This window comes from Pseudovibrio sp. Ad46, assembly GCF_001623065.1.
Taxonomy (GTDB): domain Bacteria; phylum Pseudomonadota; class Alphaproteobacteria; order Rhizobiales; family Stappiaceae; genus Pseudovibrio.
The window spans coordinates 201,771-225,454 of record NZ_LMCG01000071.1 but is presented as its reverse complement, the minus strand read 5'-3'; the positions used below and the strand labels follow the sequence as shown (position 1 = coordinate 225,454).

Sequence of the window (23,684 nt, the reverse complement as noted above, 5' to 3'; positions counted from 1 at the left end):
ATGGTTACCAAGGCTGACATGAGTGAAGAAGATCTGGACGCACGCCACGCTGAAAAGATGCGTAAGAAGAAGGCTGCACGCGATAAGATCATGGCGACTAAGACCATTGAGAAGGGACTGCTGATCGTCCATACCGGCAAGGGGAAAGGCAAGTCCACCGCTGGTTTCGGCATGATTTTCCGCAGCCTTGGTCATGGTCATAAAGTGGCTGTCGTACAGTTCGTGAAAGGCCGCCTGGAGACTGGTGAACGCATGGCATTGGATCGTTTCTCCGATCTCGTCACCATCAAACGCATGGGCGAAGGCTTTACATGGGAAACTCAGGATCGTCAGCGCGATATCACAGCTGCACACGCTGCCTGGGATGCTGCAAAGGAGTTGATCAGTTCTCGTGAACATAAGATGGTTTTGTTGGATGAGCTGAACATCGTGCTGCGTTATGAATACATTCCGCTTGAGGGTGTCGTAGCCTTCCTTCGTGATGAAAAACCTGATGATGTTCATGTGGTTATCACAGGTCGGAATGCGAAGGACGAGTTGATTGAGATTGCTGATCTTGTGACTGAGATGGGCCAGATCAAGCATCCGTTCCGCTCTGGTGTGAAGCCGCAGGAAGGCATTGAGTTTTAAGTTGTGACGTCATCTGTTTCGCAGAAAAGAAAGCCAGCCCTGATGATACAGGGCACTGGCTCTAACGTTGGTAAGAGCGTGCTTGTTGCCGGACTGGCGCGTGCTTTCACGCGGCGTGGTCTTTCCGTTCAGCCGTTCAAACCGCAGAACATGTCTAACAACGCTGCTGTCACGGCTGACGGTGGAGAGATTGGGCGCGCTCAAGCCTTACAGGCACGAGGCGCAAATGTTGCGTTGAGCGTGCATATGAACCCTGTGCTTTTGAAACCTGAAAGCGACAGTGGGTCTCAGGTGATTGTGCAGGGCAAACGGTTTGGTACGTTGCGCGGGGCGGAGTTTGGTCGGCAAAAAGGCACGCTTATCCAGTACGTTATGGAGAGTTTTGCTGAAGTTGAGTCAATGGCTGATCTGGTTCTGGTTGAGGGAGCCGGCTCGCCGGCTGAGATCAATCTGCGCTCCGGTGACATTGCCAATATGGGCTTTGCCGAGGCAGCAGATGTACCGGTTGTACTGTGTGGAGATATTGATCGCGGCGGCGTCATTGCCTCGTTGGTCGGAACGCATGCTGTGCTGGAAAGTGGTGAAGTAAAACGCATAAAGTCGTTTTTAATCAATAAGTTTAGGGGTGAACCCTCACTGTTTGATTCAGGTGTAACGGCTATTGAGGACAAAACCGGATGGCCCTGCAATGGCGTGGTGCCATGGTTTGCGCAAGTGATGGACCTGCCTGCGGAAGATGCGCTGGACCTGTCTGAGAGCACCAGTCGCGGTAAGTTGAAGGTTGTGGTTCCTGTCATCAGCCGAATTGCGAATTTTGATGATCTTGACCCACTTCGCATGGAAGCGGATGTTTCGCTGGAGTTTGTGCTCCCGGGTGAGGTGCTGCCAGCTGATGCGGATGTGGTTTTGCTGCCGGGGACCAAGTCCACCATCGGTGATATTGCCTTCTTCCGCGCTCAGGGGTGGGACATTGATCTTTACGGTCATGTCCGCCGCGGTGGGCAAGTGCTGGGGATTTGTGGCGGCTACCAGATGCTTGGCAAAACTATCGCGGATCCTGAAGGCATTGAAGGTGATGCTGGCACCGTTGACGGGCTTGGTTTGCTGGATGTTGAAACGGTTTTGACAGCCCATAAGGAAACCACGGAGAAGACCGGGTTGCATGTCCCGAGTGGTGAGAGTGTCACAGGTTATGAGATCCATGTGGGGCGGACGTCTGGCCCGGATTGTGAACGTCCCTTTGTTGACCTTGGAGACCACGTGGATGGTGCGATCTCGAAAACCGGCCAGATTTCAGGGTGTTATATGCATGGCGTCTTTGGCTCAGATGCGTTTCGTGCAGCATTCCTGAAAGGGTTTGGGGCTGTTTCTCAATTGGGATACGAGCACCGCGTGGAACGGGCGCTGGATGCGCTGGCGGATCATCTGGAGCAGCATCTTGATCTGGATGCGCTTTGGGAAATTGCTCAAAGCCGCATTAGATAACTAAAATTGCTGCGATCAGGAGTGCTAGGAGGACGCTGGAAATTGCCATCAGTTTCAGCGCACAATCAATATCATCTGCATCCGCTATTTTGCGTCCTTCTGCGTTCATGAAGGGATCTTCAATACGGTATTCAGCATACTGCCGTGGGCCTGCTAGAGCTATTCCGAGCGCCCCTGCCATAGCAGCTTCGGGCCAGCCTGCGTTGGGTGAACGGTGTTTTTTTGCTTCCCTAAGGATGGTGGAGAGTGCTGTTTTATAAGCTCTGCCGGAAATGAGCGCTGCGAGCACGATCAGCAGACCGGACAGGCGAGAGGCTGGTAGATTGATCAAGTCGTCAAACCGTGCTGAGGCCCAGCCAAAGTCCTCATAGGTTTCGTTTTTATGGCCGATCATGCTGTCAGCTGTGTTGACGGCTTTGTAAATGAACAGCCCAGGCAGGCCCAAAACGGCAAACCAGAAGATGGGCGCGACCACACCATCTGAAAAGTTCTCCGAGCATGATTCTATGGCTGCTCTGCTGACGCCAGCTTCATCCAGATATTCAGGATTACGGCCAACGATCATGGAGACTTGCTTGCGGGCCTCGGTAAGGCCGGAGTTTCGCAGGGCATCTCGCACTCTTGCCACGTGTTGGTAGAGGCTTTTTTGTGCGATCAAGGTCATGCTGATCAGCGCGACCAGAATGCCACCAAATGGCAGGAAATCGAGCAGATACTGGAGTGCAAGTCCAGCAAAGCCGGCGCTGCTGATCAATAAGACAAGCGTTAGAATGCCATTGGTTTTGCGAGCTGAGCGTTGGTGCACGAGTTTGTTGTAGTTGTGATCCATGTAGGAGATCAGCTTGCCAATCAAAGTGACTGGATGCGGCAGTCTGGACCACAGCCAGTTTGGGTCGCCAATGATTGCATCCAGAAGAATGGCAAGTAGTACGACCCAGAGTGTGTTTTCAAAGAGCAGCATGATTTTCAACCGATCGCACTACACTTTCGAAAGCTTGCGTAAATCGCTTTCGGGCGGCTTGAGATGCAGGCAATCCAAGGCGTAACCAGCTTTCGCTGTAATCGAACACGCGTGTCCAGATTTTCTCTTTCGCCAGTGCTGTGTGGAGCTGGTGAGTAGAAGGATGATCAATCAACAGATAGAGATTGGTGTGGCCTATGACTGATGTACCATGGTCTTGAAATGTCGCTCTGAAGATGGCCATTTCCGTTTTCAAAAACGCACGCATTTCGTCTTGCCAGTTCAGATCCGACAGAGCGGCGCAGCCTACATCCAATGCGGGGCCCGACACCGCCCAACTGCCCAACTGGTTCTGTAGTTTGGTTGTGATTGCTTTGGGACCAACAAGAAACCCTAGGCGCAAACCTGCGAGGCCGAAGAATTTGCCGAAACTGCGCAGGACCAGAATTGGAAGGTTATTAAGCTCAGGAATGATCGAGGTTTCTGGATAAAGATCCATGTAGGCTTCGTCGATGATCAGATAGCCGCCGCCTTTTCTCCTCTTAACTGCAAGTTCCAGAAGTTCGGTTTTTGAGAAAAGATGACCATCCGGATTATTTGGGTTCACAAGCAAGAGGTGGTCAGTCGCAGCGGTATGGGCTTCTTGAGCGGAAATGCATTGAACGGTCGCACCAGCAGCTCTCCAGCTTTCTTCGTGGGAAGCATAGGTTGGACCGACAATTGCGATTGAAGAACTGGCACCCAGTAGATGCGGAAGTGCGGTGATTATTGCCTGAGTGCCGGGTGTTGCTGTGATGCCTGAGTGCGGCGCGACCTGATAAGCCTTTCGTGCAGCTTCAATCAGCGCGACTTCGGCTCTTTCGCTTGGCAGCTCTGCCAGACCGCGGAACGTGATGTGTTCTGCTGCTGGATAGGCAACAGGATTGATGCCGGTGGAAAGGTCCAGCCAGTCGCTGATCTCGCCGCCAAACTCAGCAATTGCCTTTGAAAGATCGCCACCATGTTGCATTGGTCTAACCCCGCTTCAAAACTTGATTCTGTTTTAGCGGGGCGACTGTGTGATTGCCATGAAATGCAGTGGTATTCTGCGTGTTTCAACAGATGTTCGGCGCAGAGTATGCAACAGGTTCATACCCATCAACGCGATTGACCTTGTTGATGTCTCCGCCAGCCCATTCCAGAACTTTGGGGTCCATTGTTTTGAACCACAGTGAAGGGATGGCCGCCAGTGCGAAGCAGCCGGGATATCCGCTGGGAAGGCTGGGTAAGTCCGGGAAGTTTCGCAGGGTTTGATAGGGGCGCAGCGGATTGGCGTGGTGGTCTGAATGGCGCTGCAGGTGGAACGTGCTCAGGTTTGAGAAGATGTGGTTTGTGTTCCATGAGTGGCGCGGCTGGCAGCGCTCGTATCTGCCATTCTTGTCCTTTTGGCGCAGAAGGCCATAGTGTTCCACATAGTTTGCCTGCGTCAGGCCATACCAAGCAACCACGCTTTGAATTGCCAGTAATAACAGAACCTTCCAGCCAAACAGGGCGGTGCAAATGCCAAAGACAATCAGGGTGATGGCGTAGCCTTGCAAGATATCGTTTTTCGCTGAGAAGGTGCTGAGGCCTTTCTTGTGCAAGCGCTCCTTTTCGTTTTGCCAGCCTCTGACGAACGCGCCGGGGATCTCGCGCCAAGCGAAGGCGTAGATGCTTTCTCCCATGCGGGAGCTGGCGGGATCTTCTGGCGTTGCCACATACACGTGGTGGCCGCGATTGTGCTCAATGCAAAAATGACCGTAGCCGACAACTGCGAGGGCAAACTTGGCCAGTAACTGATCTGTCTTGTTGGTTTTGTGGCCGAGCTCATGGGCAAGCATGATGGTGCCAGAGCCGAACAAGCCTTTGCCAAAGGCAAACAGAGCAATCAGCCAGAGAGGGAGGTCATAGGTGCCAACAAGCCATACGCCTGCAAAAAGGTTGATCCACGAATATGGAACCAGCCAGCGCACAAGCCGGCTGTAATAAGGATCTTCTGCCATCTGGATCAACACATCATCAGGCGGATTATACTGGTCTTCGCCGATTAGAGCGTCCAGACCGGGAATGACGATGAAGAAGTAAACGAGGGGAATGAACAGAGTTGCTGTGACGTGCGTGTAGGCATAAAGCGCGACTGTGATGAGCGTGACACTGCTGCTGGCATAAGCAATTAGCCAGTAATATCGCTTTGCGTCCCTGAATGTTTTGAGTGTGCCCGTCTCATCTTGCGTTTTGAAAACCATCGCTCCCTCCCAGATGCTTGGTTTACCTAAGGGTAATCTAGCAGCTATTTAGGTCAAGTGAAACTCTGTTGTTTCGGGGTGTTTGTTCTGCATGCAACAACAAAGGGCTGCTCATTCGCTCATGAGGCAGGTTCTTTTTCGGTTTCCGGTGCGAGGATGCCTTCCATCGGCAAGGTTTTAACCCATGTTTTGTAACGCTTTTCCAGCTCGTCATAGTTCTCTTCGCACCCTATTCTGAAATCGGGGAAACTGGGGCCGCGTGTCCATGCACCCCGTTCTGATCCCTTCAACATCCAGCCATTGCCGGAATGAAGGAAGAGCGTTGTGCTGAGGTTGAGGGCTTTGAACAGTTTGCGCGTAACCACGCCATGCTTTTGCAGCAAAATATCAAGCTTGATGGCTTTGATTTTCCACGGTGTCAGCTTGATGGGCGAGGGCTTGCCAGCTGCAACAATTGGAATGATTTCAGGGAGTTCCAGTCGTTCGGAGGGATAAAACTCTTTGAAGTTTCCTGCTGGGGATGCGCGATCTGGATTGGGGAGTTTGGGCCGATACCAACTGACGGTACTTGGGCTTTTAGAGATTTCGCTTTCAATCTCAATGATCTGCAGAGATAGTATGTTGCAAACCGGTTGAAAGTCGAGATTGGAGCCTTTTGGAATCAGGATTGCTCGGCAATCCGGCCCGGGTTTGTCGCAGTGATAGGCGGTTTCTGCAGATTGAGAGATGACTTTTGCGTTGAGGCGCAACTTGGCCTCGATGCCAACCTGAAACCCATCTTTCTTCCTGACAAGCAGAATATCCCAGTTGCCCCACTCCGGGTAGGCGACCCACTCTTCGGGAAGCTTGTTGATGAAATGGGTGCACATGTCGCTTTCGGAGGCAAACTCGGCTTTGCGACGCCTTTTTTTGCGGCGTTTGGGAGCTGAGCGCTTAGTTGGTTGATCAAGTGTATCGCTCATCGGAAATTGCCCTTTAAATCATCAGTGCTGCAATAGCCTGCTTGATGAGTTTAAATGGCAAATGGACACAGGAATACGTAGTGTGTTTGTTACTGCACAGGTTCTGGCCGTTTTGTCAGAGGAGTGGGGGCTCGTGTGTTGCGAATTTTAAAAAGTCCTATCTGGGCTCTTGATGCCTTGATGGGACAAAAGTCATTTAAGAAAAATCCGATTATCGGAAGTCGCTGGTTAAATGAGCGTGGGTTTTATCTGAAGCGTGTGGCGTGGGCTGAAAAAATGGCTGCACTGCGCCGTCGTCAGATGGTGCGCTTTCTGCCAGAGGAAGATAAAGCGTTTTTTCATCGTAATGGATACGTAGTGAAAGAGAATTTCCTCTCCAAGGATGTTTTTGCGCAAGTTCAGGATGAGATTGCCACGAATGCGTTTGCCGCAAGTGAAATGCGGCAGGGGAAAACGGTGACGCGGTTCATTGGGTTGCCGCCTTCGGTGCTGAAAGACCTACCGGGTTTGAGCAGGGCAGTTCGCGATCCTTATTTGCAAAATGCGATGCGCTATGTGGCGTCTTACAATGCGGATCCCATTGTGTTTTTGCATGCCGTTTTGTGGGATTTGGAAAAAACGAGGAAAGACCCGCAAACTGATTTTCATATGGATACATTCCACGCCACATCGAAAGCGTGGTTGTTTTTGCGCGATGTTGATGTTGCTGATGGACCTTTTCATTACGTGCCGGGGTCTCATCGTTATACGCCGGAGCGGACTGCCTGGGAGTTTGAACAGAGCTTGAATGCGGTTCAGCATCCAGATGGCATGCATGCAGCGGGTTCTTTTCGAGCCAGTGAGGAAGATATTTTGAGGATGGGATATGGTGAACCCGTCTGCTTTGATGTGCCGGCAAACTCACTGGTGATTGCTGATACGCATGGGTTCCACCGCCGCGGGATTGCAACGCGCCCAGGTGCTCGTGTCGGCCTTTTCGCAGATTTGCGCCGATCACCTTACTTCCCATGGCCTGGGTTAGACTTGCGCTCACTGCCGGGTGTAAAAGGGCGTCAGTCGGAAATTTATTCGGGTTATCTGAATTTCAGGAGCAAGCTGACAGGAAAACCGAGCCATCACCGGGAGATTGGTCGCGTAAAAATAGACGCGCCACCGGTGTTGTAAAACGTGAGGCAAGACTGATTGCAAGGCGCAATTCTTCTAGGCCCCAAAGGCGAAAAGATTTTTACTATCAATGCAAAGGAAGAAAAATGGAGGCCTCTGCCGAAGCGATTTATATTTGAATAATCATATTGTTAGTTGGTAGGTGAGGGAAAGTCTAAGGACTAAAAATCAAAGACTTAGCAAATTGGTTTCCCTCACTTTTTTAGCAGTTTTGAAGAGCCTGTTTGGCTCAGTCTTTTTGCGTTTGCTTTTCGCGTATAGATTTCGGCGGTGCTTAGTTTCTCCCAGCCGAACATGCTCAGTAGTTCATGAGCGGTTGCGCCTTGTTCAGCAGCCAGAACGGCATCAGCTTTTCTGATTCCGTGAGCGGAGCAATGAGGAAGATTTGCTTGATTGCACCAAGTGCTGAAGCGGTTCCCAAGACTTTTTATGGAGTACTGTTTTCCCCACTGTGTCTGGACGAACGTTGCCTGTTCATCGAGATCTTTGATAGCCAATGCTAGTGGCGGGAGTACCGGCATATCAATCACCTTCGAGGTGTTGTTCTCATTCTTTTTGGTTGCAATCTTAAAGTGAAGCAAGCCTGTTTCGCGATCAGTGTAGAGATGTTTTGGTCCAAGTCGAGAAACGTCGGATATGCGCAAGCCGGTGTAGCGTAAAACTGTGAAGCACAGGTGGGCTTTTGAACCTGGGCTATGGTGAGCAGCAAACTGGTCCATCTCATCTTGTGTCCAGGTATGATGGCCGGTCGTGTTTGACTTGAACTTCTTGACCCCATGGACGGGGTTGGTTTCTGCAAGTTCAGCTTCTCCGCAAGCCCACTCGAAAAGGGCTGATAGAGCTTTCACACGGTGATTTGCTGCTTCAGGAGTACCGGCTTTTTGATCGCGCAGTTTAGTGACGTGTGCTTTGGTTAGTCCGCGATAGTCCATATCTCGCAAAGCAGACGCAGAGGCGCTCAAGCACGTTTCGTCGCCAATAGCGGTGAGCACTCGGCGTTTTTGGTCTACTGTTGACTTTGCAAAGGTGGGTCCTACTCGACTGAGATACTCCTCTGCCAGCCAGCCGAATGTTCCTTTTACCTTTCGAATAGTCTTCTTCGGCTTATCTTTTGCCAGGGGTGCAGGCTTTGTTAACCCAAGCTGAGCGCGGGCGATCTCATCAAGAAAAGCTTGTGTTCCGGGCTCTTCTCTAAGGCGGATTCTGCGTGACTGTCGGTCTTTGCGAAAGTACCTGCGAATTTTTCCGTGTCGATCTCGTTCGGTATGAACGCCTTTGAACTTTGTTGTGCTCATGGTTACACGAAGTCGCTTGGTAGGTTGCTGTTTGTTGTTGCTGATTGGTTGGAATGCGGGAGCTCATCGAAAGCTCTGTCCAGCTCTCGGATATCCCAGACTTTTCTGGTGTTCATCATTTTAGGATCAGGCATCAAACGTTTTGCAACCAGCTCATCGAAAAGACTTGCGCTTATGCCAATGTACTTGGCGGCATCCACTCTACCTAAACCGCGAGGCGGGAAGTTCAACGGATTGGTTTTGCCATCTAACATTTATCACCTCATTGGTTTCAGGTTGAGATTGCGATGAGTAGTTTCTCAAGCAGGTTGGATGTGCGGTCGCGTAGGGCTTCCGGCATATGCTCGTTGACTTGCTCGGCAAGCTCAGAGGGAGCGTTAACAGCAACGGCGGTGAGTAGCTCTGCTAAGGCTTCCGGTTTGGTTGTCAGTGTAATGCCGATATGAATTGGGTTGACTTCTGTTTCCAATCTCATTGCTGTGCCTCTTTGAGCTTAGGTTGCGACCAGTGTTGAGAAGGGTGGGTAGCGGCTCAGGTGCGCCTTTCCTGAGCCGCTCATGCCGAGGCGACGCTTTCGCGCTTGGGAGGAGTAACCTCGGCAATGCTAATGGGCGTGGGTAACGTGCTGGAATGTTGCCAGCTTGCCCTCCTCTTCAGTGAGGAGGTTGCTGGCGGGTGTTTGGGGTAGCCAGCCTTTGTTGTTGCAATGGTCGCAATTTGTGCGAGGGAGCGTGCAGGTGCAGTAATCCTCTACGCAGTCGCAACGGTTTGCATCGTTGCCAGAGCAGGAGGGGCACGGGGTTTTGTCGGCTGTGCCGGTTTGGGCTTCCAGCATGTTCGCCACCATCTCAAAGACCTCGCTGCAAACTGCCTCCAGGTCGATAAGTTTCAAGACGTGGTCGCGGTGGAACTTGTTGCAGGCTGCTTCTGCTTCTTCGAATGTGCTGTGTGGTTTGTTGTCTGAAGAATAGATGCCGTTGGAGCGCTGGAAGTATGCAAGCCAATCGGTTTTCCCGTTATACCAGTCCCTGCGCACGATCATGTAGAGCATAAGAGGTGGCTTTGAGTAGAACTCGGAGGTCTTAAAGTAAGGATCGTGAGACGGGCGAGACTGCCGTTCTGACCAGCGAAGAGGGTAGATAAACTCCTCAATGATCCGCTTGAATGCAGGCATAGAGTAGCCAGCGGTTCTGGCTGTTTCTTTGATGGTCTCGACTGCTGACGCTGTGGCTTTAGGTGCTAAGACTGGCATGGTTAGCTCCGTGTTTCTTCGTCGCGTTCTTGGTAGGCGAGAATGATCTTCGCAGCGTGCCAAGAGAGGTCCATTTGATTGCTCAGGGTGAGTTCGTCGAAAGGCACTTGGTTGCTCGTAGACTGAGTTTCCCAAAAAGCTTTCGAAGCAGTCTTCAGGGCAGACGGATTGAGGTCTTCAATTGGGAGAGAGCCGGTTCCGTTGCAGCGTTCGCACTCGCTTAATGCAAGGTGGAAATAGTCATCGCGTCCGGTTCCAACGCAGCTAGGGCACTTCATTGCTCGTTCTCCTGCTCTAGGGCTGTTCCATAGCGAGCCGGCTCCATTCCGAACCAGTAGAGCTGCCACATGCGGAGGGTGTTTACAGTGAAGATGAGGGGAAGGAAGGTCATGCTGCTTCCTCCATTGCGATGAGTTCGTGAGAGGTCCGGCTGGCGGAAAGATTGAAGAGTTCTGCTTGCATGTTAAAGGCTCAACTGTTGGGACCAATCAGGAAAGAGCTGTTCCAGCTCTGCGTAGTTCGCTTCAAAGCCGTTCCGAAAATCGGGGAAGGTTCCGGTCTTCTGCCAGTGTCCTCGGGTGGAGCCTCGTTCCATCCAATTCTTGCCCGCGTAAATAAATAGCGTCGGGCTCAACTCCAGTTCTTTGAAGGTTTTGCGGGTCACAAATCCGTTCTTTTCGAGCAGAATGGAAAGTTTGATCGCTTTGATCTTCCAATCTGTGAGGCGAGTAGGGCAGGGTTTGCCAGCTTCTACAGTTGGAACAATCTCAGGCAATGGCATTCTGGAAAGAGGAAAGAACTCAGGAAAATACGTGAAATTGTATTGATCAAGAACGGGGAGCGATGGCGAGAACCATTCGTCGTATTTGGGGCTCTTCACTTCGTCGCGCACTTCGATGATTTGCAGATTGAGTAGTCCGCAAATGAAGGCCAGATCGTTTCTGTGGCCCTCGGGAATGAGGATCGCACGGCAATCTGGTCCCGGCTTGGTGATCTCATAGGCGCGTTCTGCAGCTTGAGTGACGACCTTGGCGTTTAAGCGCAGCTTGGCTTCTATGCCGATTTGAAAGCCATCGCAGTCGCGGACCAAAACAATGTCCCAATTGTTCCATTCCGGGTAAGCGGTCCAGCCTTCCGGCAAGTTCTTTAGGAACACTGAGCACATCTCGGCTTCAGTCTGGAATTTCGCTTTACGTTTCATAGGCGCATGAACCTTCTAGCGTTCGTTTAGGACGTCAAAAGAGGAAAGCTGGGTGCTGATGAACTCAGAGGAGATGCTCTGTTTTGCCTCGATTACTGTTTCATCAAGGGCGGGGGCGAGGAGCAGCAGCACTATGGCGAAGACCACCAGAACGGATAGCTTCGCGGCCTCGTTCACGTGGAACAGGATCTCGCGGCAGAGATTACTAGATACGACTTTCTCAATGCTATTCATGGGACTGTTCCTCGTGATTGAGGGGAGCGAAGAGGTGAGGTGTTGGAGGCTCTAAAGAGTACCTGCTGGAGTTGCGGCCTCCATTTGCTGAAGCATCTTCACCAGCGCGATATCGGCGTTGGTGAGAGTTTCGTGCATGGCGAGGATGCGAGCGCTGATCGCGCGTCGATCCTGTGGGGTCTCTTTGACCATGAAGCTCAAGTCAGAGAGGAACGTGCAGAGGTCTCTATGAGCGTCCTTCGTCTGGGCGAGCGCTTCTTCGCCGACTTGCTGTACGGTTTTGGAGAGTGTTTGAGCTGAGCTCTGTTTGATCGCAGGGAATTGGATGATTGTGGCGCTATGCATCAAGAAATCCTCCTAAAAACGTCGAAAAAACTCACCTAACGTCGATGCACATGAGTGAGATTTATTCACAAAACTCACTCTATGGTTGTGAATATCTTCGATTATCGAAGTATCATCGCATAGAGTTTGTGCATAATTCGCACAATATGTCAATTAAAATTGTGCGAAAAAAGACCATACGCATGTCGAATATCATGGAGGTATCTATGGAGATGTATGGAAAAGTCGAGTTTGGTGAGGGTAATCCGAGTGTATTTGCACGTGTGATTTGCGGCTTGGAAAGCCGTCTATTTCAACTCGGTTTGAGGATGGAGTACGGAAGCGATTTCGATAAGTTTGAGCGCTTTGCGGAAGCGACGGATAAGCGCGCTTTATCGGAGCATTTTCAGGTGGCGCTAAATACCTATACGCCGGAAAATGCATTTTGGTTGCGGGCTGTTACGGAGGAGGGGGAAACTATCGCGCTAGGTGCGGTGCGTTTGGATCTGCTGGGTGCTCAGACGCTTGATCGGCATTTGGCTAAGTATTGGAAGCGTTGTTATCCGGGGGAGCTTGGGAATGGAGCAACGCTGGCAACAGATCAACCAAGATACCTCAGGGAGGTGTCTGGGCGAGTTTGTTATTTGGGAGAGCTGTGGGTAGCGCGGCTATGGCAGGGGAAAAAAGTGCATATTCACTTCTCCCCTTTGGCTATGGCAATTGCTCTTCAGCGATGGAATCCGGACTGGTTGTATTGTTGGGTGAGGCCAAAGATGTGGTGTAAGCGATACCCTCTGGCTTATGGTTTCTCAGCGGTTCATCCAGTCGGTGTTCGGTGGGATGAGAAGCCTTCAACGATTGACAGTGATCTCGTGATGGCGTTGAATCGCCGCGAGTGGGCATTGGATTGGATGGATGCTCTAGCTGCTGAATTCCCCTTGGTATCACATAGCTAACTATTTGAACGAGGCCGTTGTGGAGTCTCCATGGGAGCAGAATGCGTTCGTAAACCAGTTGGGTTGCATTGCCGTTCGGATAGCAGAGGGAAGAAATGACTTCGTAAATTGGATCACCCGAAATGGCGGTAAGAAAGCCAGGGTGCACTTGGTGGCGAAAGTTGGGCTCAATAAGGGCTTTTGGGGTGCTGTCCTCTGGTTCAAGCGTTTTGGGAATGAGTTTTCCTAATAGTGTTTTGTGTCCGACAAAGAGTATTTCTGGGCTGTCACCTTTTGGGGCTTCGCCTGACATTAAAAGTAAGTGCGGGCTCTGTTTCAAAAGATCTGTAGGAAGGCCTGGGTTCGTCCTTTCAGATGACCAGATCCTGTAAAGATGTTGAGCGCGGGAGTTTGCAAGTCCGCGTTCAACCAAGTTGATTGGGACTTCTTCTGTGTAATTCATGATGCAAATGCTTTGATGCGTTCAAGTTCTCTGATGATAGCTTTTCGGCTTTTGAAGTAGAGTAACTCTTGATCAAGTGACTTAAGGTTTTCAAAGTCACAGTGGCCGAATTGCTGTATACATTCCCATTGAAGAATATGATTGCAGTCTATAACATTTGCTAGATAGGTTAGTTTTTCAAAGTTACTGGATTTTTTTTGATTATTTACATTAATTAACTGATCAGGGAAATTCTTAAAACTGTCCATGTCACAAGCCCTCTCGGGTGATATCTGAGCACAACTTGCATTTATGAGCAATATATATGTGCGGTACAGGACTTACTTCTTTTGGCGTTTGAGACCGATGGTCACAGCATTTATGAAGTCCTGCAGGGGCATGTTGCCGCCAAATTCGCGCTTCTCAATCTCTAGAGCTGCTGTGAAGGCTTTGTCGTAAGCTTCTTCACTGAAACTACCTGCTGCGCTTCTCTGGGTTTGCGTGTCGTTCGCATCGAGGGGCGTAGGCGCGGTTTCTTTCATCGCATTGGTGTCTGAGAGGGATGGGATGGGTACGTTTAGCGCGTCCGATATCTTGATAAGCTCTACGCCAGAAATCTCTCTAGCTCCCTGTACCATGCGGTTAACTTTTTGGGAGCTTAGATCGAGATCGCGCGCAAGGTCAGACTGGCTTTTTCCGGCCTTGTCCAAAGCATCTGCAAGCCACTTGGCTAGGATTTCACTTGCGGTAGTTGTAGGCATAATCATGTTATGCACTCTGTTGTTATTGTTGTCTTGTGCTTTTTTAGACCAATACGAAACATTTTCCAATTGACTAATATCGAACATATATGTTCTGTTTGGGCTGTTATCGCACAAATTGGGCATGATCTATGGAACCTGCTACAACTGTAATTAGAGATTTGGGCGGTTTGAGAGCTGTCTCAAGACTGCTCGGTACAAGCGAACATACTGTCAAAAAGTGGCGTGTTCCTGCCGAGAGAGGCGGAACAAACGGCGGAATTCCAAGGAAATACGTTTTTCCAATACTCGTTCATTGTGCTATTCATGATATCCCTCACACTGTTGAGACTGTCACGCTCACTCCAGAGCAGAGTCAACGACTTGTCGATTTACGCACAGAAGTTTCTGCGTTAAGTGAAGTCGCGTCATCCCCCAATAAGGCTGCAAATTGGGGAGTTGAGAATGAAGCTTGAAAGACCAACGGGCGACAAGGATCGTCGCGCAATTAAGCAAGCAACTCATCGGACAACCGCACTTTGTGGTGGGCAGGAGAGTGCTGCGATGATCACTCGTGTAAACCCGAAAACTCTGAGTGACTACGGGAACACGGGTAATCCTAGGCATACAGACGTTTTCATGCCTGTTGATGTGCTGGCCGATATGATCTTAGACAGAAGAGAGGCAGGTGAAATTGCTCCGCTCTTAGCGCAACTTTGTGAACTGGGTGGTGGTGTATTTGTTCCGGTTCCTGAGGTTTGTCAAAAGACAAATGCCCTAGACTTGGGAGTTGTCGATTTATCGCAAAAGCTATTGAACTTAGTTGCAATTCTCACTCAGTCGTTAGCTGAGAATGACAGTGATTACTGCAACGCCAAAATTGAACTCATCAAAGAAGTTATTCACGGGCTTTGTGCTCTTCGTTCGCGTTCTGAAGAGCAAGGAGTAATCTGAGGTGAGGGGGCGGAACCAGCAAAATTATTTATTGAGTGCTTCTAATAGATCTGCGGCTTCATCCTCAGACATAGCTTCTATTCTCTTTTGGAGTTCATTTTTGGAACTTGAAAGAGGGTTTTCGCTGTTAAGCCGATCTGCGTTTGGTAGATCAAGTATCTTGCAGATGGCGTCAAGGGTATCCCAGCGTAAAGAATGGGTCTCGCCTCTAATAAACTTTCCTATGGTGTTTTTGCTAAAACCCGCTTTTTCTGAAATCTGTGCCGGGTTCAAGCGTTTATACGCGATAAGTGCAGCGAGATTTCGTCTGCGACGTTCCCAACTTTCATCATCACCCATGCTGGCTGTTCCTTTCCCGCCAGTGTGCGCAGAGGGCTTTGCCATGTTGGCGCATCCGGCAAGGCTCTCTGCATCTTTTTGCGATGCCGATTGCAACACGCATTCGCCTAAGCGTCGATCTGCGGAATCCCTCGGGAGGGTTGCTGCATGACCTCTCCTGGATACATCTTTGTTGGCGATCTACCTTGCGAATTCCGGTTGGGGGATGTGCTCGACCGTTTGCGTGAAATGGCTGACAACTCAGTTGATTGCGTCGTCACATCCCCTCCTTATTGGGGGCTGCGTGATTATGGAGTTGAGGGGCAGCTCGGGCTTGAGCCAACGCTGAAAGAACATCTCGATAAGATGGTTGAAGTATTCGAGGAAGTGCGGCGGGTGCTGAAACCAGAAGGTACTTGCTGGATCAATTACGGCGACTGCTACGCAACCAGTCCGGCAGGGCACAAGTCTGATGCAGACGGGCGGATCCGAACAGGAAAAGACGACCGGACATTCACCCAAAAACCGTTCTCAACCATTCAAGGCAGTTTGAAGCCCAAAGACCTTTGCATGGTGCCAAACCGGCTTGCAATTGCCTTGCAAGATGCGGGGTGGTGGGTACGCGGTGAGATCATTTGGGCAAAGCCTAATCCTATGCCGGAAAGCGTACGGGACAGACCAGCAGGCGCACATGAGAAGATCTGGCTTGTCACAAAGTCCCCACGCTACTTCTACGATGCTGCTGCGGTCCGGCAAGGGCGCGTCGGTGTTGAGGATGCAAATGGCTTCCGAGGTGGTTCCTACACGGCTAATTCTGCAGGGAAGCGCAAGAGCGTAGGAAACAAGCTTGTATCGGATAAGCAGCGCGGTCACAGGCAACGACACGCCGGATTTGATGGCCGCTGGGACCAGATGACCAAGCAGGAACAGCAGGCGAATGGGCGCAATCTTCGCAACTATGAGCCTGCTCCGCTTGAAGTTTGGAATGTGGCAACGCGCCCATTCCCCGGTGCTCATTTTGCGACGTTTCCTCCTGAATTAGCGCGGCGGTGCATTGAAGCGGGTTGTCCGAAAGATGGTGTTGTTTTGGACCCGTTTGGTGGTGCTGGCACGACTGGCTTAGTCGCGCTACGCCTTGGTCGGCAAGCGATCCTGATTGAGCTCAATCCAGAATATGCAGCGATTGCGCAAGAACGCATCAAACAAGACTGGATGGGGCCAGCAGAACGAAAATCCCATCAATCAGCGGCAGATGATGATGCAGGGCCGCTCTTTTCTCACCTTGAGCCAATGGAGGCTTGCAGTGCGTGAATTTCGGAACATTGAAGAGTGGCGGCGCGAGTTCTCGCAATACCATATGGAATCCGGCACCTGCTTAGTACTGCATACACTGAGCTTGTTTGTCGGCGGCGTTGGTGAGGTTTTTACGGTGCCCGTTAGCGATCTGGCAGAGCGGGCCAACTTGAGCAAACCGGTGGTGACCAAGCACCTCAAGAGGGCACAACGGGCTGGCTGGATTGGTGTACGGCGCTTTGATGCGACGGGCGCAAAACTCAGGCGAAACGACTACATGCTCAAGTCTCCTGAAATGGAAATGGAGGGCTGGACATGAGCGGAGACCGAAAGGCATGGAATTGGCGGCAAGCCTTCTGCCAGTCTGAACTTCCGGCGACCACAAAGCATGTGCTGCAAACCTTGAGCATGTTCATGAACACGATGGGGGAGAGCTGCTATCCGTCAATTGAAGATTTGATGGAGTATAGCGGGCTGAGCAAGCGGGCAGTTCTCAACCATATCGAGACGGCTCGTGCAGCTGGTTGGATCAAGGTCAGCCAACATGGTTTCAGAGGGCAAAGATGGAAGCGCCATGAGTACGTGGCGCGGTGGCCTGAGCGTGATTTAGTTGCGCCCAGCTTATCTGAGCGGATGGTTAAAACTACCGAGTTTGAGGAGGAAGGCGGTGCACCAGATGCACCAGCTCACTCAAAAAAGGTGGTGCACGAGGTGCATGAAGGTGGTGCACCTGATGCACCTAAGGTGGTGCACGACGTGCACCAAGATAAGAACAGTCCATTTAACAATCCAATACCAGTCCAGAAGAGAGATGGCGCGTGTAAGAGCGAGAATGTAAAAAATGACAATAAAGGCAAAGTCTCTCGTGAAACGTGGGTTCGAAGGCTGAAAAAGGTTCATGCTGGCTGGTCGACAGGGGCAGGCGACAGTGTGGAAGCTGCTGAGCGGCTGTGGTTTGGACTGACTGAGGAGGAACGCAATCAAGCTGCAAAGCTGGCGAAATCTTACGAGAAACACATCAGGGATTTAGGTCGCACCAAGATTTGCTCTCTGCTGACTTATCTCAAGGAAAAGCGGTGGGAGCTGCTGCCCAAAGGCTCTGGAAATGAGGGCGGTGAGGTGCAGATAGCCAAGCCCTATGGCAAGCTTTGGGGAGCTTATCGGTTTTCCGAACTGCTCAAGCCTCCCCTTGCGCCTGAGCACTTTCCGAAACCACCTTCAATAATCCAAGGGCGACTAACGGCTGGGGGAGATATCGAGAAGCAAGAGAAGCTGGACCGATTGTCGAAATACGGTTGGGACTCGGTTGTTCTCATGCATCAAGCTGCCGAACGAAAGCGAAGTGGTGGAACAGTCCCGAGTGAGCTGTCTTCGTTGGGTGATGAGTTTGAAGTTGTGAAGGTTGGCAGCGAGATCTGGCAGGCTTGGAAGCAGCTTCACCAGGAGCGCGGCTGGCCTAGGTTTGCTCCTGATCATGCGCTGCCAGAGTGGGTCTGGATGCCGAGACTTGTTGGTGATGAATACGAGACTTTGCTTGAGGCTGTGACAGCAGCTCTCGAGAGCTTTGAAGCAGCGCACAATCAAGTCACCAACACCACAACGGCAACTCAGGAGGCTGCTGAATGACGAAGACTGCTCCCAACGAGGAAAGACGAGCGCTTGAGCGCAACTATCAGTTCATGCGTTCGCTCATCAGAAGCAGCTCGCTTGAGTGGATTGTGGTGCGAACCAATCCGAAATGCGAGGACCGTGCTTTCGAGGGTATCACTGCTGCTGGTCTGATCGGTTACTTGCCGATGATGACTGATGATCGGAAATCGAAGACAAGGAAGAAACGGATCGCCGTGAGTTGTCTGATGTTCCCTCGTTACTTGTTCGTAGGGTTGGCTGCGAATGTTGGCCAGACCTGCGATTTAGTTCGACAATGTGATGGTGTGGAAAAAATTCTTTCGAGCACTCCAGAGGGAGCGCCACATCGCGTGCCGGTGCGAGAAATGCTTCGTGTCATTGATACGGCTTGCGATGCTGAGGTTGGACGTAAACTGATTAAGGGTCAGCTGCTTAGCATTGGCAGTGATATTCTGTTGGAAGCTGGAACCGGTGCTCAATTGAAGGGTGTGGTGCGCGATGTTAGGAAGCGCGGTGAGCTGGTCGATGTGGAGGTTGAAGCATTCGGGCGAGTGGTTAAGGCAACTGTGACAGTTGACAAACTTACGCAAGGATAACCATGATGAGCCCTAGGACGATCACGTGAATCTCTTGGGGCCTGAGCGGCTAGAACCCGCTACACCAAACAGAAGCGACCCAGACACGAGACCCAGTCAACATAAGACGCCGAGAGGCGGAGTTGGCGCGAAGAGTTTCTATGGAATTTTAACACGCATGCGGAGTGCGTTAACTGGTTCGCTGAGAAGCGGGCCTTTTTTCTGTTTGAAGGCTGCTTCCGTTGCCACTCAAATCCATCACACCACGCCTGAACACATTGGGCTCAACGCTGCGCAAAGCGCCGAAGGCGGTCGATCCGTTCTACCTCACGGCTGAATGGAAGGCTCTCGCCAAGTACATCAAGCAGCTGCGCGGCTATGTCTGCGAGATGTGCGGCAAGGACTTCTCGAAGCTGCAACACAAGCTCATCGCTGACCACATCGTCGAGCGCAAGGATGGCGGCGCTGACCTCGATCCGGGCAACATCCAATGCCTTTGCACGTGGTGCCACAACCGGAAGACAGCAAAGGCGCGGCGGATGCGTTGCGAAGCCATTGATTTATAAAGTGAAATTCAGTTTGGATGAGTTGCTCGGGAGCTGTTGAGCGCCTCTGAGACGGCTGTGAAGGCTTTAGCGGCTGGACTGCCAAGTCGTTGATTTTAAAGGGAAAATGGGGGGTGGGGTGAAAGTCCGGGGGCTGAATGGCCCTTACCCGCCCCATTATAACTGAGAGATTTTTTTTTGGCCGACTTCGATTTTGACCTGCTAGGCGATCCAATCCCTGAAGGATTTGGAAAACGAGGGCGTCCGCCTCATGTGGTGACAGACGAAAAGCGTAGACTTGTCATGCAGTTACTGGCATTTGGGAAAACTCAGGATGAAATTGCAGCAGCTTTAGGGATCACAGCTCCTACTTTGCGCAAGAATTATTTTCGTCAGCTCAAGGTCAAGGATGATGCGCGGGCGAGGGTAGAAGCCAAGCTTCTGGGCAAGCTCATGGACATGGCTGAAGCCGGGAAAGTGTCAGCGATCAAAGAGATCTTCTCACGGCTTGAGAGTTCTGATCGTGACAAGCTTGCAGAGGCGATTGCTAACCGCGGAAAGAGTGTTCCTGCTGCATCTGAAAAAGCGCTTGGCAAAAAAGAAGAGCGCAAGAAAACAGCAGAAACCTATGACGGGAAGTATGCACCTCCCCAAGCTCCTCAGCTGATCAACTGAAGAAAGATTTGTCTTGAAACCTCAGCACTGGTCAACAGCCTGCGTGGATTGGGAACAACGGATTGCTCAAGGGAAATCTCTCATTCCCTTCGATCCTTTGTTCTCTGCTGAAGCAGAGGCGGCTTTGAATGTCTTCAAGTCGCTCAAGGTGGTTGATGTTCCGGGAATGCCGACATTTGGTGAGTGCTGTGACCAGTGGGTGTTTGATTTTGTTGGTGCGATCTTTGGAGCCTATGACGCGGAACAAGGGCAGCGTTTGATCAGCGAGTTCCTGCTCCTGATCTCAAAGAAGAACGCTAAGTCCACCATAGCAGCAGGGATTATGGTGACAGCGCTTATTCGCAACTGGCGTCACCTCAATGAGCTGCTGCTGTTGGCTCCTACAATTGAGGTCGCCAACAATTGCTTTGATCCTGCTGCGGCGATGGTTTCCTACGATCCAGAACTCAAAAGCATCCTCAAGGTGATTACGCACCAGCGAACAATCAAACATGAGACCACAAACTCAAACCTCAAGATTGTGGCGGCTGACAGCGACACGTTATCTGGCAAAAAAGCTGGCTTCGTTCTGGTTGATGAGCTGTGGTTGTTTGGCAAGAAGCCGAAGGCTGCTGCCATGCTGCAGGAGGCCACTGGCGGATTGATCGCTCGTCCTGAAGGGTTTGTTGTTTACCTGACCACGCATTCCGATGAGCCGCCAGCAGGGGTGTGGAAGAGTAAACTTGAATATTACCGCGATGTACGCGACGGGAAAATTCACGATCCTGAGCGGCTGGGAGTTCTCTACGAGTTCCCAAAAGCAATGCTCAAGAACAAGGATTACCTGAAGCCGGAAAACTACTACATCACCAATCCCAATCTAGGGCGTTCCGTTCGTAAGAATTGGCTGGAATCCAAACTTCGTGAAGCCATGGATGGAACGGGTGAAGAAGACAAGCAGAGCTTCCTTGCCAAGCATCTGAATGTGCCAATCGGCATGAACCTGCGGCGAGATAGATGGGCTGGGGCCGACTATTGGCGGGATGCTGAGTTCACTGCCATCCGGGATTTTGAAGAGTTTCTGGATCGATGTGAAGTCGTGACTGCTGGGGTTGATGGCGGTGGAATGGATGACCTTTTAGGGCTTTGTTTTATCGGGCGTGAAAAAGAAAGTGAGAGGGATAAGAACAGGTGGCTGCTTTGGGCTTGTGCGTGTTGCCACAACAGTGTGCTGGAAAAACGCAAGCAGATTGCAACAGCTCTTCTGGATTTTGCGAAAGATGGTGATCTGTTCATCTGCGAGAATGCGGAGGACGATGCTCTAATTGTTGCCGACTACATGGAGCAAGTTCTGGACCGTGGCCTGTTTCCCAAAGAGAACGCAATCGGGCTGGATCCGGTTGGAGTTGCAACAATCATTGATGAACTGATTGAGCGGGAGGTCAAACAAGAGCAGGTCGTTGGTGTGCCTCAAGGCTATAAGCTCTCAGGTGTAACCAAAGGCATGGCACGAAAACTCGCAGACAAATCTCTGGTTCACGGCGGTTCGCGGATGATGGCGTGGTGTGTTTCCAACGCCAAAACCGAAAGGCGCGGCAACGCTGACTATGTGACCAAGCAAGCCGCAGGGGTTATGAAAATTGACCCGCTTACAGCAGCGTTCAATGCATTCGATCTTATGAGTCGTCATCCGGTGGCTGAAGGTAATAATGGCCTGGATGATTTCCTCAACAATCCGGTGATGGTTATATGATCAGATTTCTAAAAGCAGCAGCTCGCGGCATTAAGCAAGAGTTGCGTGCAGGTGAGTCCGGGTGGGTCAATTTCAGCGGAGGGGACCCTTGGTCTGTTGGCGGGCACTCTTCTGCTGCGGGCAAAACCGTCAATGCCACTACAGCTCTGGCTGTCTCTGCGGTTTGGGACTGCGTTCGCAAAACTGCGCAGGTGGTCTCAACCCTTCCTCTCGCGATTTATGAGAAGGGTGAGGGCGACAGCAGAGTGAAGGTTGAAGACGACTTGTGTGAGATCCTCTGTGAAACCCCAAATCGTGAGCAAACCGCTGTTGAATTCTGGGAGGGGATGACTGCTCATGCAGTTTTGCGCGGCAATGGCTGCGCAGAGAAGATCTTCTTAGGGAAAAGGCTAGTTGGGTTGAAGCCCCTGCTGAACATTACCCCGAAGCGGAACTCAGCTAGTGAGCTGGTTTACGACATTTGTGATCGGGGCAAGCATAGCACTTTGCCTGCTGAGAAGGTGTTTCACTTGCGCGGCTTTGGTGCTGGTGATGGGCTTGGCATGTCAGCGATCAAATACGGAGCAAACTCGATAGGTGCCGCGATAGCTGCCGACGAAACAGCAGGCAGTGTTTTCTCCAATGCGATGATGGCTGCGGGTGTTTTGAGTTCTGATCATAGCCTTAATGCGGAGCAGCGAGACCAGCTTCAGGCGATCCTCACAAAATTCTCAGGATCGAGTAAGGCGGGCAAAATTCTAACGCTGGAGGCTGGCCTTGCTTATAAGCAGCTTCAGATGAACCCAGAAGATGCACAGCTCTTGGAAACGAGGCGTTACAGCGTTGAAGATGTTTGCAGATGGTTTGGTGTTCCCCCGATTGTGATTGGTCACTCAGCAGAGGGCCAAACAATGTGGGGCAGTGGCGTAGAAGCGGTGATGTTGTCGTGGTTGACTCTCGGAATTAATCCACTGCTGGTCAAGTATGAAAAACGCATCCTGAAAGACCTCATTCCGATTGAGAAGCGAAAGCGCTGGTACGCGGAATATAACCGTGAAGCCATGCTGCAAATGGACAGTAAAGCCAAGGGTGATTTCCTCCTGAAAATGCGCATGGGCGGCTTCATGTCTGGCGATGAAGGTCGCGACAAGCTCAATCTGCCTCGGCGTGGCGGCAACAGTGATGAGCTAGTTGTTCAAACCTCTATGGGACTGGTCGACTTGCTAGGAAAGGAAGACAAATGAGCATCCGCAATTTGCCAAATGTCCCGGTACTGGCTGGGAAAGGTCTTCAAAGTGCGATTGCTGAAAGCGTACAGCAGCGCTGGAATCCCGATATCAAGGCAGCAGCTGGTGAGGACGGCGAGAATACCATTTCCATCCTCGATCCAATTGGCGAGAGCTGGATGTATGACGGGGTGACTGCCAAGCGAATTTCAGCGGCGCTGCGCAATATTGGTGAGAAGGATGTGGTTGTCTCGATCAACTCTCCGGGTGGTGATTTCTTCGAAGGGTTGGCGATTTACAATCTGCTGCGTGAGCACAAGGCAAAGGTAACTGTGAAGGTGCTGGGGTTAGCAGCATCGGCAGCTTCTGTCATTGCAATGGCAGCAGATGAAATCCAGATCGGGCGAGCGGCGTTCTTGATGATCCATAACACATGGGTTTGTGCATGCGGTGATCGCCATGCGTTCCTTGAGGTTGCCGATTGGCTAAAGCCGTTTGATGATGCGGCAGTCAGCATCTATCACGCACGCACCAAGATCTCGGAAAAAGAGCTGAGCAACCAGCTCGACAAAGAGACCTGGATCAATGGTGAGAGTGCTGTTGAACAAGGGTTTGCAGATGCGCTTCTTCCAAGTGATGAAGTTGAGCAGGCTCCAAGCCAAGCTTCCGATAAGCCCTCACCAAATGCTGCGCAGAAGGAGCTTGATATCCTCCTTGCGCGTCTCAACGTACCAAAATCAAAACGTCGCTCACTTTGTGCGGCTTTGAAAGGGAGCACGTCTGGCGCTGCTCCATCCGGCAAGTCTGGCGCTGCCGTTCGAGCAGGAGTGCAAAGCCTCCTCGATAAATTGGATTCCATGTAAATCGGA

General features: G+C 51.2%; 29 protein-coding genes. 14 read left to right on the top strand and 15 right to left on the bottom strand.

What is annotated here, in order from left to right:
- Together cobO and PsAD46_RS19560 are read left to right on the top strand one after the other, a co-directional pair.
- Positions 1-630 (top strand): cob(I)yrinic acid a,c-diamide adenosyltransferase, encoded by a 630-nt coding sequence (cobO, locus tag PsAD46_RS19565; protein WP_063305369.1) that lies wholly within the window; start codon positions 1-3, stop codon positions 628-630.
- A gap of 42 nt (positions 631-672) precedes the next feature.
- A complete protein-coding gene (locus tag PsAD46_RS19560) occupies positions 673-2,115 on the top strand; it encodes a cobyric acid synthase (RefSeq protein ID WP_063289151.1) in 1,443 nt (480 codons plus the stop codon).
- Here the strand turns inward: PsAD46_RS19560 and cbiB are convergent.
- From cbiB to PsAD46_RS19540, 4 genes are all read right to left on the bottom strand, one after another.
- The gene (gene cbiB, locus PsAD46_RS19555) at positions 2,108-3,076 is read right to left on the bottom strand and encodes an adenosylcobinamide-phosphate synthase CbiB (protein WP_063292383.1); all 969 of its coding nucleotides are present in this window, start codon (positions 3,074-3,076) and stop codon (positions 2,108-2,110) included. The genes PsAD46_RS19560 and cbiB overlap by 8 nt on opposite strands.
- Entirely contained in the window at positions 3,063-4,085 is a 1,023-nt protein-coding gene (gene cobD, locus PsAD46_RS19550) for a threonine-phosphate decarboxylase CobD (protein WP_063307662.1), read from the bottom strand. Before cobD ends, cbiB begins: the two co-directional genes overlap by 14 nt.
- 85 nt (positions 4,086-4,170) lie before the next feature.
- Positions 4,171-5,340, bottom strand: coding sequence for an alkane 1-monooxygenase (locus tag PsAD46_RS19545; RefSeq protein WP_063292385.1), 1,170 nt, complete (start codon positions 5,338-5,340; stop codon positions 4,171-4,173).
- 119 nt (positions 5,341-5,459) lie between these two features.
- A complete protein-coding gene (locus PsAD46_RS19540; RefSeq protein WP_063292386.1) occupies positions 5,460-6,302 on the bottom strand; it encodes a hypothetical protein in 843 nt (280 codons plus the stop codon).
- A gap of 180 nt (positions 6,303-6,482) precedes the next feature.
- Between PsAD46_RS19540 and PsAD46_RS19535 the strand changes: the two genes are divergently transcribed.
- A complete protein-coding gene (locus PsAD46_RS19535; protein WP_084404484.1) occupies positions 6,483-7,466 on the top strand; it encodes a phytanoyl-CoA dioxygenase family protein in 984 nt (327 codons plus the stop codon).
- Positions 7,467-7,660: 194 nt separating this feature from the next.
- On the opposite strand, the gene PsAD46_RS19530 is transcribed toward PsAD46_RS19535, so the two are convergent.
- From PsAD46_RS19530 to PsAD46_RS19495, 8 genes are all read right to left on the bottom strand, one after another.
- Positions 7,661-8,761 carry a tyrosine-type recombinase/integrase gene (locus PsAD46_RS19530; protein WP_063307660.1) on the bottom strand — a complete coding sequence of 367 codons (1,101 nt, stop codon included), beginning with the start codon at positions 8,759-8,761 and terminating at the stop codon, positions 7,661-7,663.
- Between the two features lie 2 nt (positions 8,762-8,763).
- A complete protein-coding gene (locus PsAD46_RS19525; RefSeq protein WP_063289144.1) occupies positions 8,764-9,015 on the bottom strand; it encodes a hypothetical protein in 252 nt (83 codons plus the stop codon).
- Positions 9,016-9,032: 17 nt separating this feature from the next.
- Complete coding sequence (locus PsAD46_RS19520) at positions 9,033-9,236, bottom strand: hypothetical protein (protein WP_063305363.1); 204 nt, start codon at positions 9,234-9,236, stop codon at positions 9,033-9,035.
- 129 nt (positions 9,237-9,365) lie between these two features.
- Complete coding sequence (locus PsAD46_RS19515; protein WP_063305362.1) at positions 9,366-10,013, bottom strand: hypothetical protein; 648 nt, start codon at positions 10,011-10,013, stop codon at positions 9,366-9,368.
- A gap of 2 nt (positions 10,014-10,015) precedes the next feature.
- A complete protein-coding gene (locus PsAD46_RS19510; protein WP_063305361.1) occupies positions 10,016-10,291 on the bottom strand; it encodes a hypothetical protein in 276 nt (91 codons plus the stop codon).
- A 185-nt stretch (positions 10,292-10,476) separates the two neighbouring features.
- Positions 10,477-11,214 carry a hypothetical protein gene (locus PsAD46_RS19505; protein WP_063290962.1) on the bottom strand — a complete coding sequence of 246 codons (738 nt, stop codon included), beginning with the start codon at positions 11,212-11,214 and terminating at the stop codon, positions 10,477-10,479.
- 15 nt (positions 11,215-11,229) lie between these two features.
- Complete coding sequence (locus PsAD46_RS19500; protein WP_063305360.1) at positions 11,230-11,448, bottom strand: hypothetical protein; 219 nt, start codon at positions 11,446-11,448, stop codon at positions 11,230-11,232.
- A gap of 51 nt (positions 11,449-11,499) precedes the next feature.
- Positions 11,500-11,793 carry a hypothetical protein gene (locus tag PsAD46_RS19495; RefSeq protein ID WP_063307659.1) on the bottom strand — a complete coding sequence of 98 codons (294 nt, stop codon included), beginning with the start codon at positions 11,791-11,793 and terminating at the stop codon, positions 11,500-11,502.
- Positions 11,794-11,843: 50 nt separating this feature from the next.
- Between PsAD46_RS19495 and PsAD46_RS19490 the strand changes: the two genes are divergently transcribed.
- The gene (locus PsAD46_RS19490) at positions 11,844-12,728 is read left to right on the top strand and encodes a hypothetical protein (RefSeq protein ID WP_153040790.1); all 885 of its coding nucleotides are present in this window, start codon (positions 11,844-11,846) and stop codon (positions 12,726-12,728) included.
- A gap of 438 nt (positions 12,729-13,166) precedes the next feature.
- Here the strand turns inward: PsAD46_RS19490 and PsAD46_RS19480 are convergent, their stop codons facing one another.
- Positions 13,167-13,418 (bottom strand): hypothetical protein, encoded by a 252-nt coding sequence (locus tag PsAD46_RS19480; protein ID WP_063307656.1) that lies wholly within the window; start codon positions 13,416-13,418, stop codon positions 13,167-13,169.
- A gap of 72 nt (positions 13,419-13,490) precedes the next feature.
- Positions 13,491-13,997, bottom strand: coding sequence for a helix-turn-helix transcriptional regulator (locus tag PsAD46_RS19475; RefSeq protein WP_063307655.1), 507 nt, complete (start codon positions 13,995-13,997; stop codon positions 13,491-13,493).
- 357 nt (positions 13,998-14,354) lie between these two features.
- Here PsAD46_RS19475 and PsAD46_RS19470 point away from each other — a divergent pair, with 357 nt between their 5' ends.
- Positions 14,355-14,843, top strand: a complete 489-nt coding sequence (locus tag PsAD46_RS19470; RefSeq protein ID WP_063307654.1) for a hypothetical protein — start codon at positions 14,355-14,357, stop codon at positions 14,841-14,843.
- A gap of 24 nt (positions 14,844-14,867) precedes the next feature.
- On the opposite strand, the gene PsAD46_RS19465 is transcribed toward PsAD46_RS19470, so the two are convergent.
- A complete protein-coding gene (locus PsAD46_RS19465) occupies positions 14,868-15,281 on the bottom strand; it encodes a helix-turn-helix transcriptional regulator (RefSeq protein ID WP_109315953.1) in 414 nt (137 codons plus the stop codon).
- A gap of 48 nt (positions 15,282-15,329) precedes the next feature.
- Here PsAD46_RS19465 and PsAD46_RS19460 point away from each other — a divergent pair, with 48 nt between their 5' ends.
- From PsAD46_RS19460 to PsAD46_RS19420, 9 genes are all read left to right on the top strand, one after another.
- Positions 15,330-16,472 (top strand): site-specific DNA-methyltransferase, encoded by a 1,143-nt coding sequence (locus PsAD46_RS19460; RefSeq protein ID WP_063307652.1) that lies wholly within the window; start codon positions 15,330-15,332, stop codon positions 16,470-16,472.
- A complete protein-coding gene (locus PsAD46_RS19455) occupies positions 16,465-16,773 on the top strand; it encodes a winged helix-turn-helix transcriptional regulator (RefSeq protein WP_063307651.1) in 309 nt (102 codons plus the stop codon). The genes PsAD46_RS19460 and PsAD46_RS19455 overlap by 8 nt, the downstream gene beginning before the upstream one ends.
- On the top strand, positions 16,770-18,080 hold the full coding sequence (locus PsAD46_RS19450) for a helix-turn-helix domain-containing protein (protein WP_063307650.1): 1,311 nt from the start codon (positions 16,770-16,772) through the stop codon (positions 18,078-18,080). The genes PsAD46_RS19455 and PsAD46_RS19450 overlap by 4 nt, the downstream gene beginning before the upstream one ends.
- Positions 18,077-18,679, top strand: a complete 603-nt coding sequence (locus tag PsAD46_RS19445; protein WP_063307649.1) for a transcription termination/antitermination NusG family protein — start codon at positions 18,077-18,079, stop codon at positions 18,677-18,679. The genes PsAD46_RS19450 and PsAD46_RS19445 overlap by 4 nt, the downstream gene beginning before the upstream one ends.
- 221 nt (positions 18,680-18,900) lie before the next feature.
- A complete protein-coding gene (locus PsAD46_RS28665; RefSeq protein WP_063307648.1) occupies positions 18,901-19,224 on the top strand; it encodes an HNH endonuclease signature motif containing protein in 324 nt (107 codons plus the stop codon).
- Between the two features lie 177 nt (positions 19,225-19,401).
- Entirely contained in the window at positions 19,402-19,878 is a 477-nt protein-coding gene (locus PsAD46_RS19435) for a hypothetical protein (RefSeq protein WP_063307647.1), read from the top strand.
- Positions 19,879-19,891: 13 nt separating this feature from the next.
- A complete protein-coding gene (locus tag PsAD46_RS19430; protein WP_063307646.1) occupies positions 19,892-21,610 on the top strand; it encodes a terminase large subunit in 1,719 nt (572 codons plus the stop codon).
- The gene (locus PsAD46_RS19425) at positions 21,607-22,833 is read left to right on the top strand and encodes a phage portal protein (RefSeq protein ID WP_063307645.1); all 1,227 of its coding nucleotides are present in this window, start codon (positions 21,607-21,609) and stop codon (positions 22,831-22,833) included. Before PsAD46_RS19430 ends, PsAD46_RS19425 begins: the two co-directional genes overlap by 4 nt.
- Complete coding sequence (locus tag PsAD46_RS19420) at positions 22,830-23,678, top strand: head maturation protease, ClpP-related (RefSeq protein ID WP_063290975.1); 849 nt, start codon at positions 22,830-22,832, stop codon at positions 23,676-23,678. Before PsAD46_RS19425 ends, PsAD46_RS19420 begins: the two co-directional genes overlap by 4 nt.
- Positions 23,679-23,684 lie beyond the last annotated feature (6 nt).

What these genes read in the sequence shown, in the direction of transcription:
- PsAD46_RS19560 (WP_063289151.1), top strand. Translation starts at nt 673, where the DNA reads ATGATACAGGGCACTGGCTCTAACGTTGGTAAGAGCGTGCTTGTTGCC.
- PsAD46_RS19545 (WP_063292385.1), bottom strand. Translation starts at nt 5,340, where the DNA reads ATGGTTTTCAAAACGCAAGATGAGACGGGCACACTCAAAACATTCAGG.
- PsAD46_RS19460 (WP_063307652.1), top strand. Translation starts at nt 15,330, where the DNA reads ATGACCTCTCCTGGATACATCTTTGTTGGCGATCTACCTTGCGAATTC.
- PsAD46_RS19425 (WP_063307645.1), top strand. Translation starts at nt 21,607, where the DNA reads ATGATCAGATTTCTAAAAGCAGCAGCTCGCGGCATTAAGCAAGAGTTG.
- PsAD46_RS19490 (WP_153040790.1), top strand. Translation starts at nt 11,844, where the DNA reads ATGAGTGAGATTTATTCACAAAACTCACTCTATGGTTGTGAATATCTT.
- PsAD46_RS19445 (WP_063307649.1), top strand. Translation starts at nt 18,077, where the DNA reads ATGACGAAGACTGCTCCCAACGAGGAAAGACGAGCGCTTGAGCGCAAC.
- PsAD46_RS19450 (WP_063307650.1), top strand. Translation starts at nt 16,770, where the DNA reads ATGAGCGGAGACCGAAAGGCATGGAATTGGCGGCAAGCCTTCTGCCAG.
- PsAD46_RS19480 (WP_063307656.1), bottom strand. Translation starts at nt 13,418, where the DNA reads ATGGACAGTTTTAAGAATTTCCCTGATCAGTTAATTAATGTAAATAAT.
- PsAD46_RS19530 (WP_063307660.1), bottom strand. Translation starts at nt 8,761, where the DNA reads ATGAGCACAACAAAGTTCAAAGGCGTTCATACCGAACGAGATCGACAC.
- PsAD46_RS19470 (WP_063307654.1), top strand. Translation starts at nt 14,355, where the DNA reads ATGAAGCTTGAAAGACCAACGGGCGACAAGGATCGTCGCGCAATTAAG.
- PsAD46_RS19505 (WP_063290962.1), bottom strand. Translation starts at nt 11,214, where the DNA reads ATGAAACGTAAAGCGAAATTCCAGACTGAAGCCGAGATGTGCTCAGTG.
- PsAD46_RS19520 (WP_063305363.1), bottom strand. Translation starts at nt 9,236, where the DNA reads ATGAGATTGGAAACAGAAGTCAACCCAATTCATATCGGCATTACACTG.
- PsAD46_RS19510 (WP_063305361.1), bottom strand. Translation starts at nt 10,291, where the DNA reads ATGAAGTGCCCTAGCTGCGTTGGAACCGGACGCGATGACTATTTCCAC.
- PsAD46_RS19525 (WP_063289144.1), bottom strand. Translation starts at nt 9,015, where the DNA reads ATGTTAGATGGCAAAACCAATCCGTTGAACTTCCCGCCTCGCGGTTTA.
- PsAD46_RS19495 (WP_063307659.1), bottom strand. Translation starts at nt 11,793, where the DNA reads ATGCATAGCGCCACAATCATCCAATTCCCTGCGATCAAACAGAGCTCA.
- cbiB (WP_063292383.1), bottom strand. Translation starts at nt 3,076, where the DNA reads ATGCTGCTCTTTGAAAACACACTCTGGGTCGTACTACTTGCCATTCTT.
- PsAD46_RS19535 (WP_084404484.1), top strand. Translation starts at nt 6,483, where the DNA reads ATGGGACAAAAGTCATTTAAGAAAAATCCGATTATCGGAAGTCGCTGG.
- cobD (WP_063307662.1), bottom strand. Translation starts at nt 4,085, where the DNA reads ATGCAACATGGTGGCGATCTTTCAAAGGCAATTGCTGAGTTTGGCGGC.
- cobO (WP_063305369.1), top strand. Translation starts at nt 1, where the DNA reads ATGGTTACCAAGGCTGACATGAGTGAAGAAGATCTGGACGCACGCCAC.
- PsAD46_RS19475 (WP_063307655.1), bottom strand. Translation starts at nt 13,997, where the DNA reads ATGTTCGATATTAGTCAATTGGAAAATGTTTCGTATTGGTCTAAAAAA.
- PsAD46_RS19515 (WP_063305362.1), bottom strand. Translation starts at nt 10,013, where the DNA reads ATGCCAGTCTTAGCACCTAAAGCCACAGCGTCAGCAGTCGAGACCATC.
- PsAD46_RS19500 (WP_063305360.1), bottom strand. Translation starts at nt 11,448, where the DNA reads ATGAATAGCATTGAGAAAGTCGTATCTAGTAATCTCTGCCGCGAGATC.
- PsAD46_RS19540 (WP_063292386.1), bottom strand. Translation starts at nt 6,302, where the DNA reads ATGAGCGATACACTTGATCAACCAACTAAGCGCTCAGCTCCCAAACGC.
- PsAD46_RS19420 (WP_063290975.1), top strand. Translation starts at nt 22,830, where the DNA reads ATGAGCATCCGCAATTTGCCAAATGTCCCGGTACTGGCTGGGAAAGGT.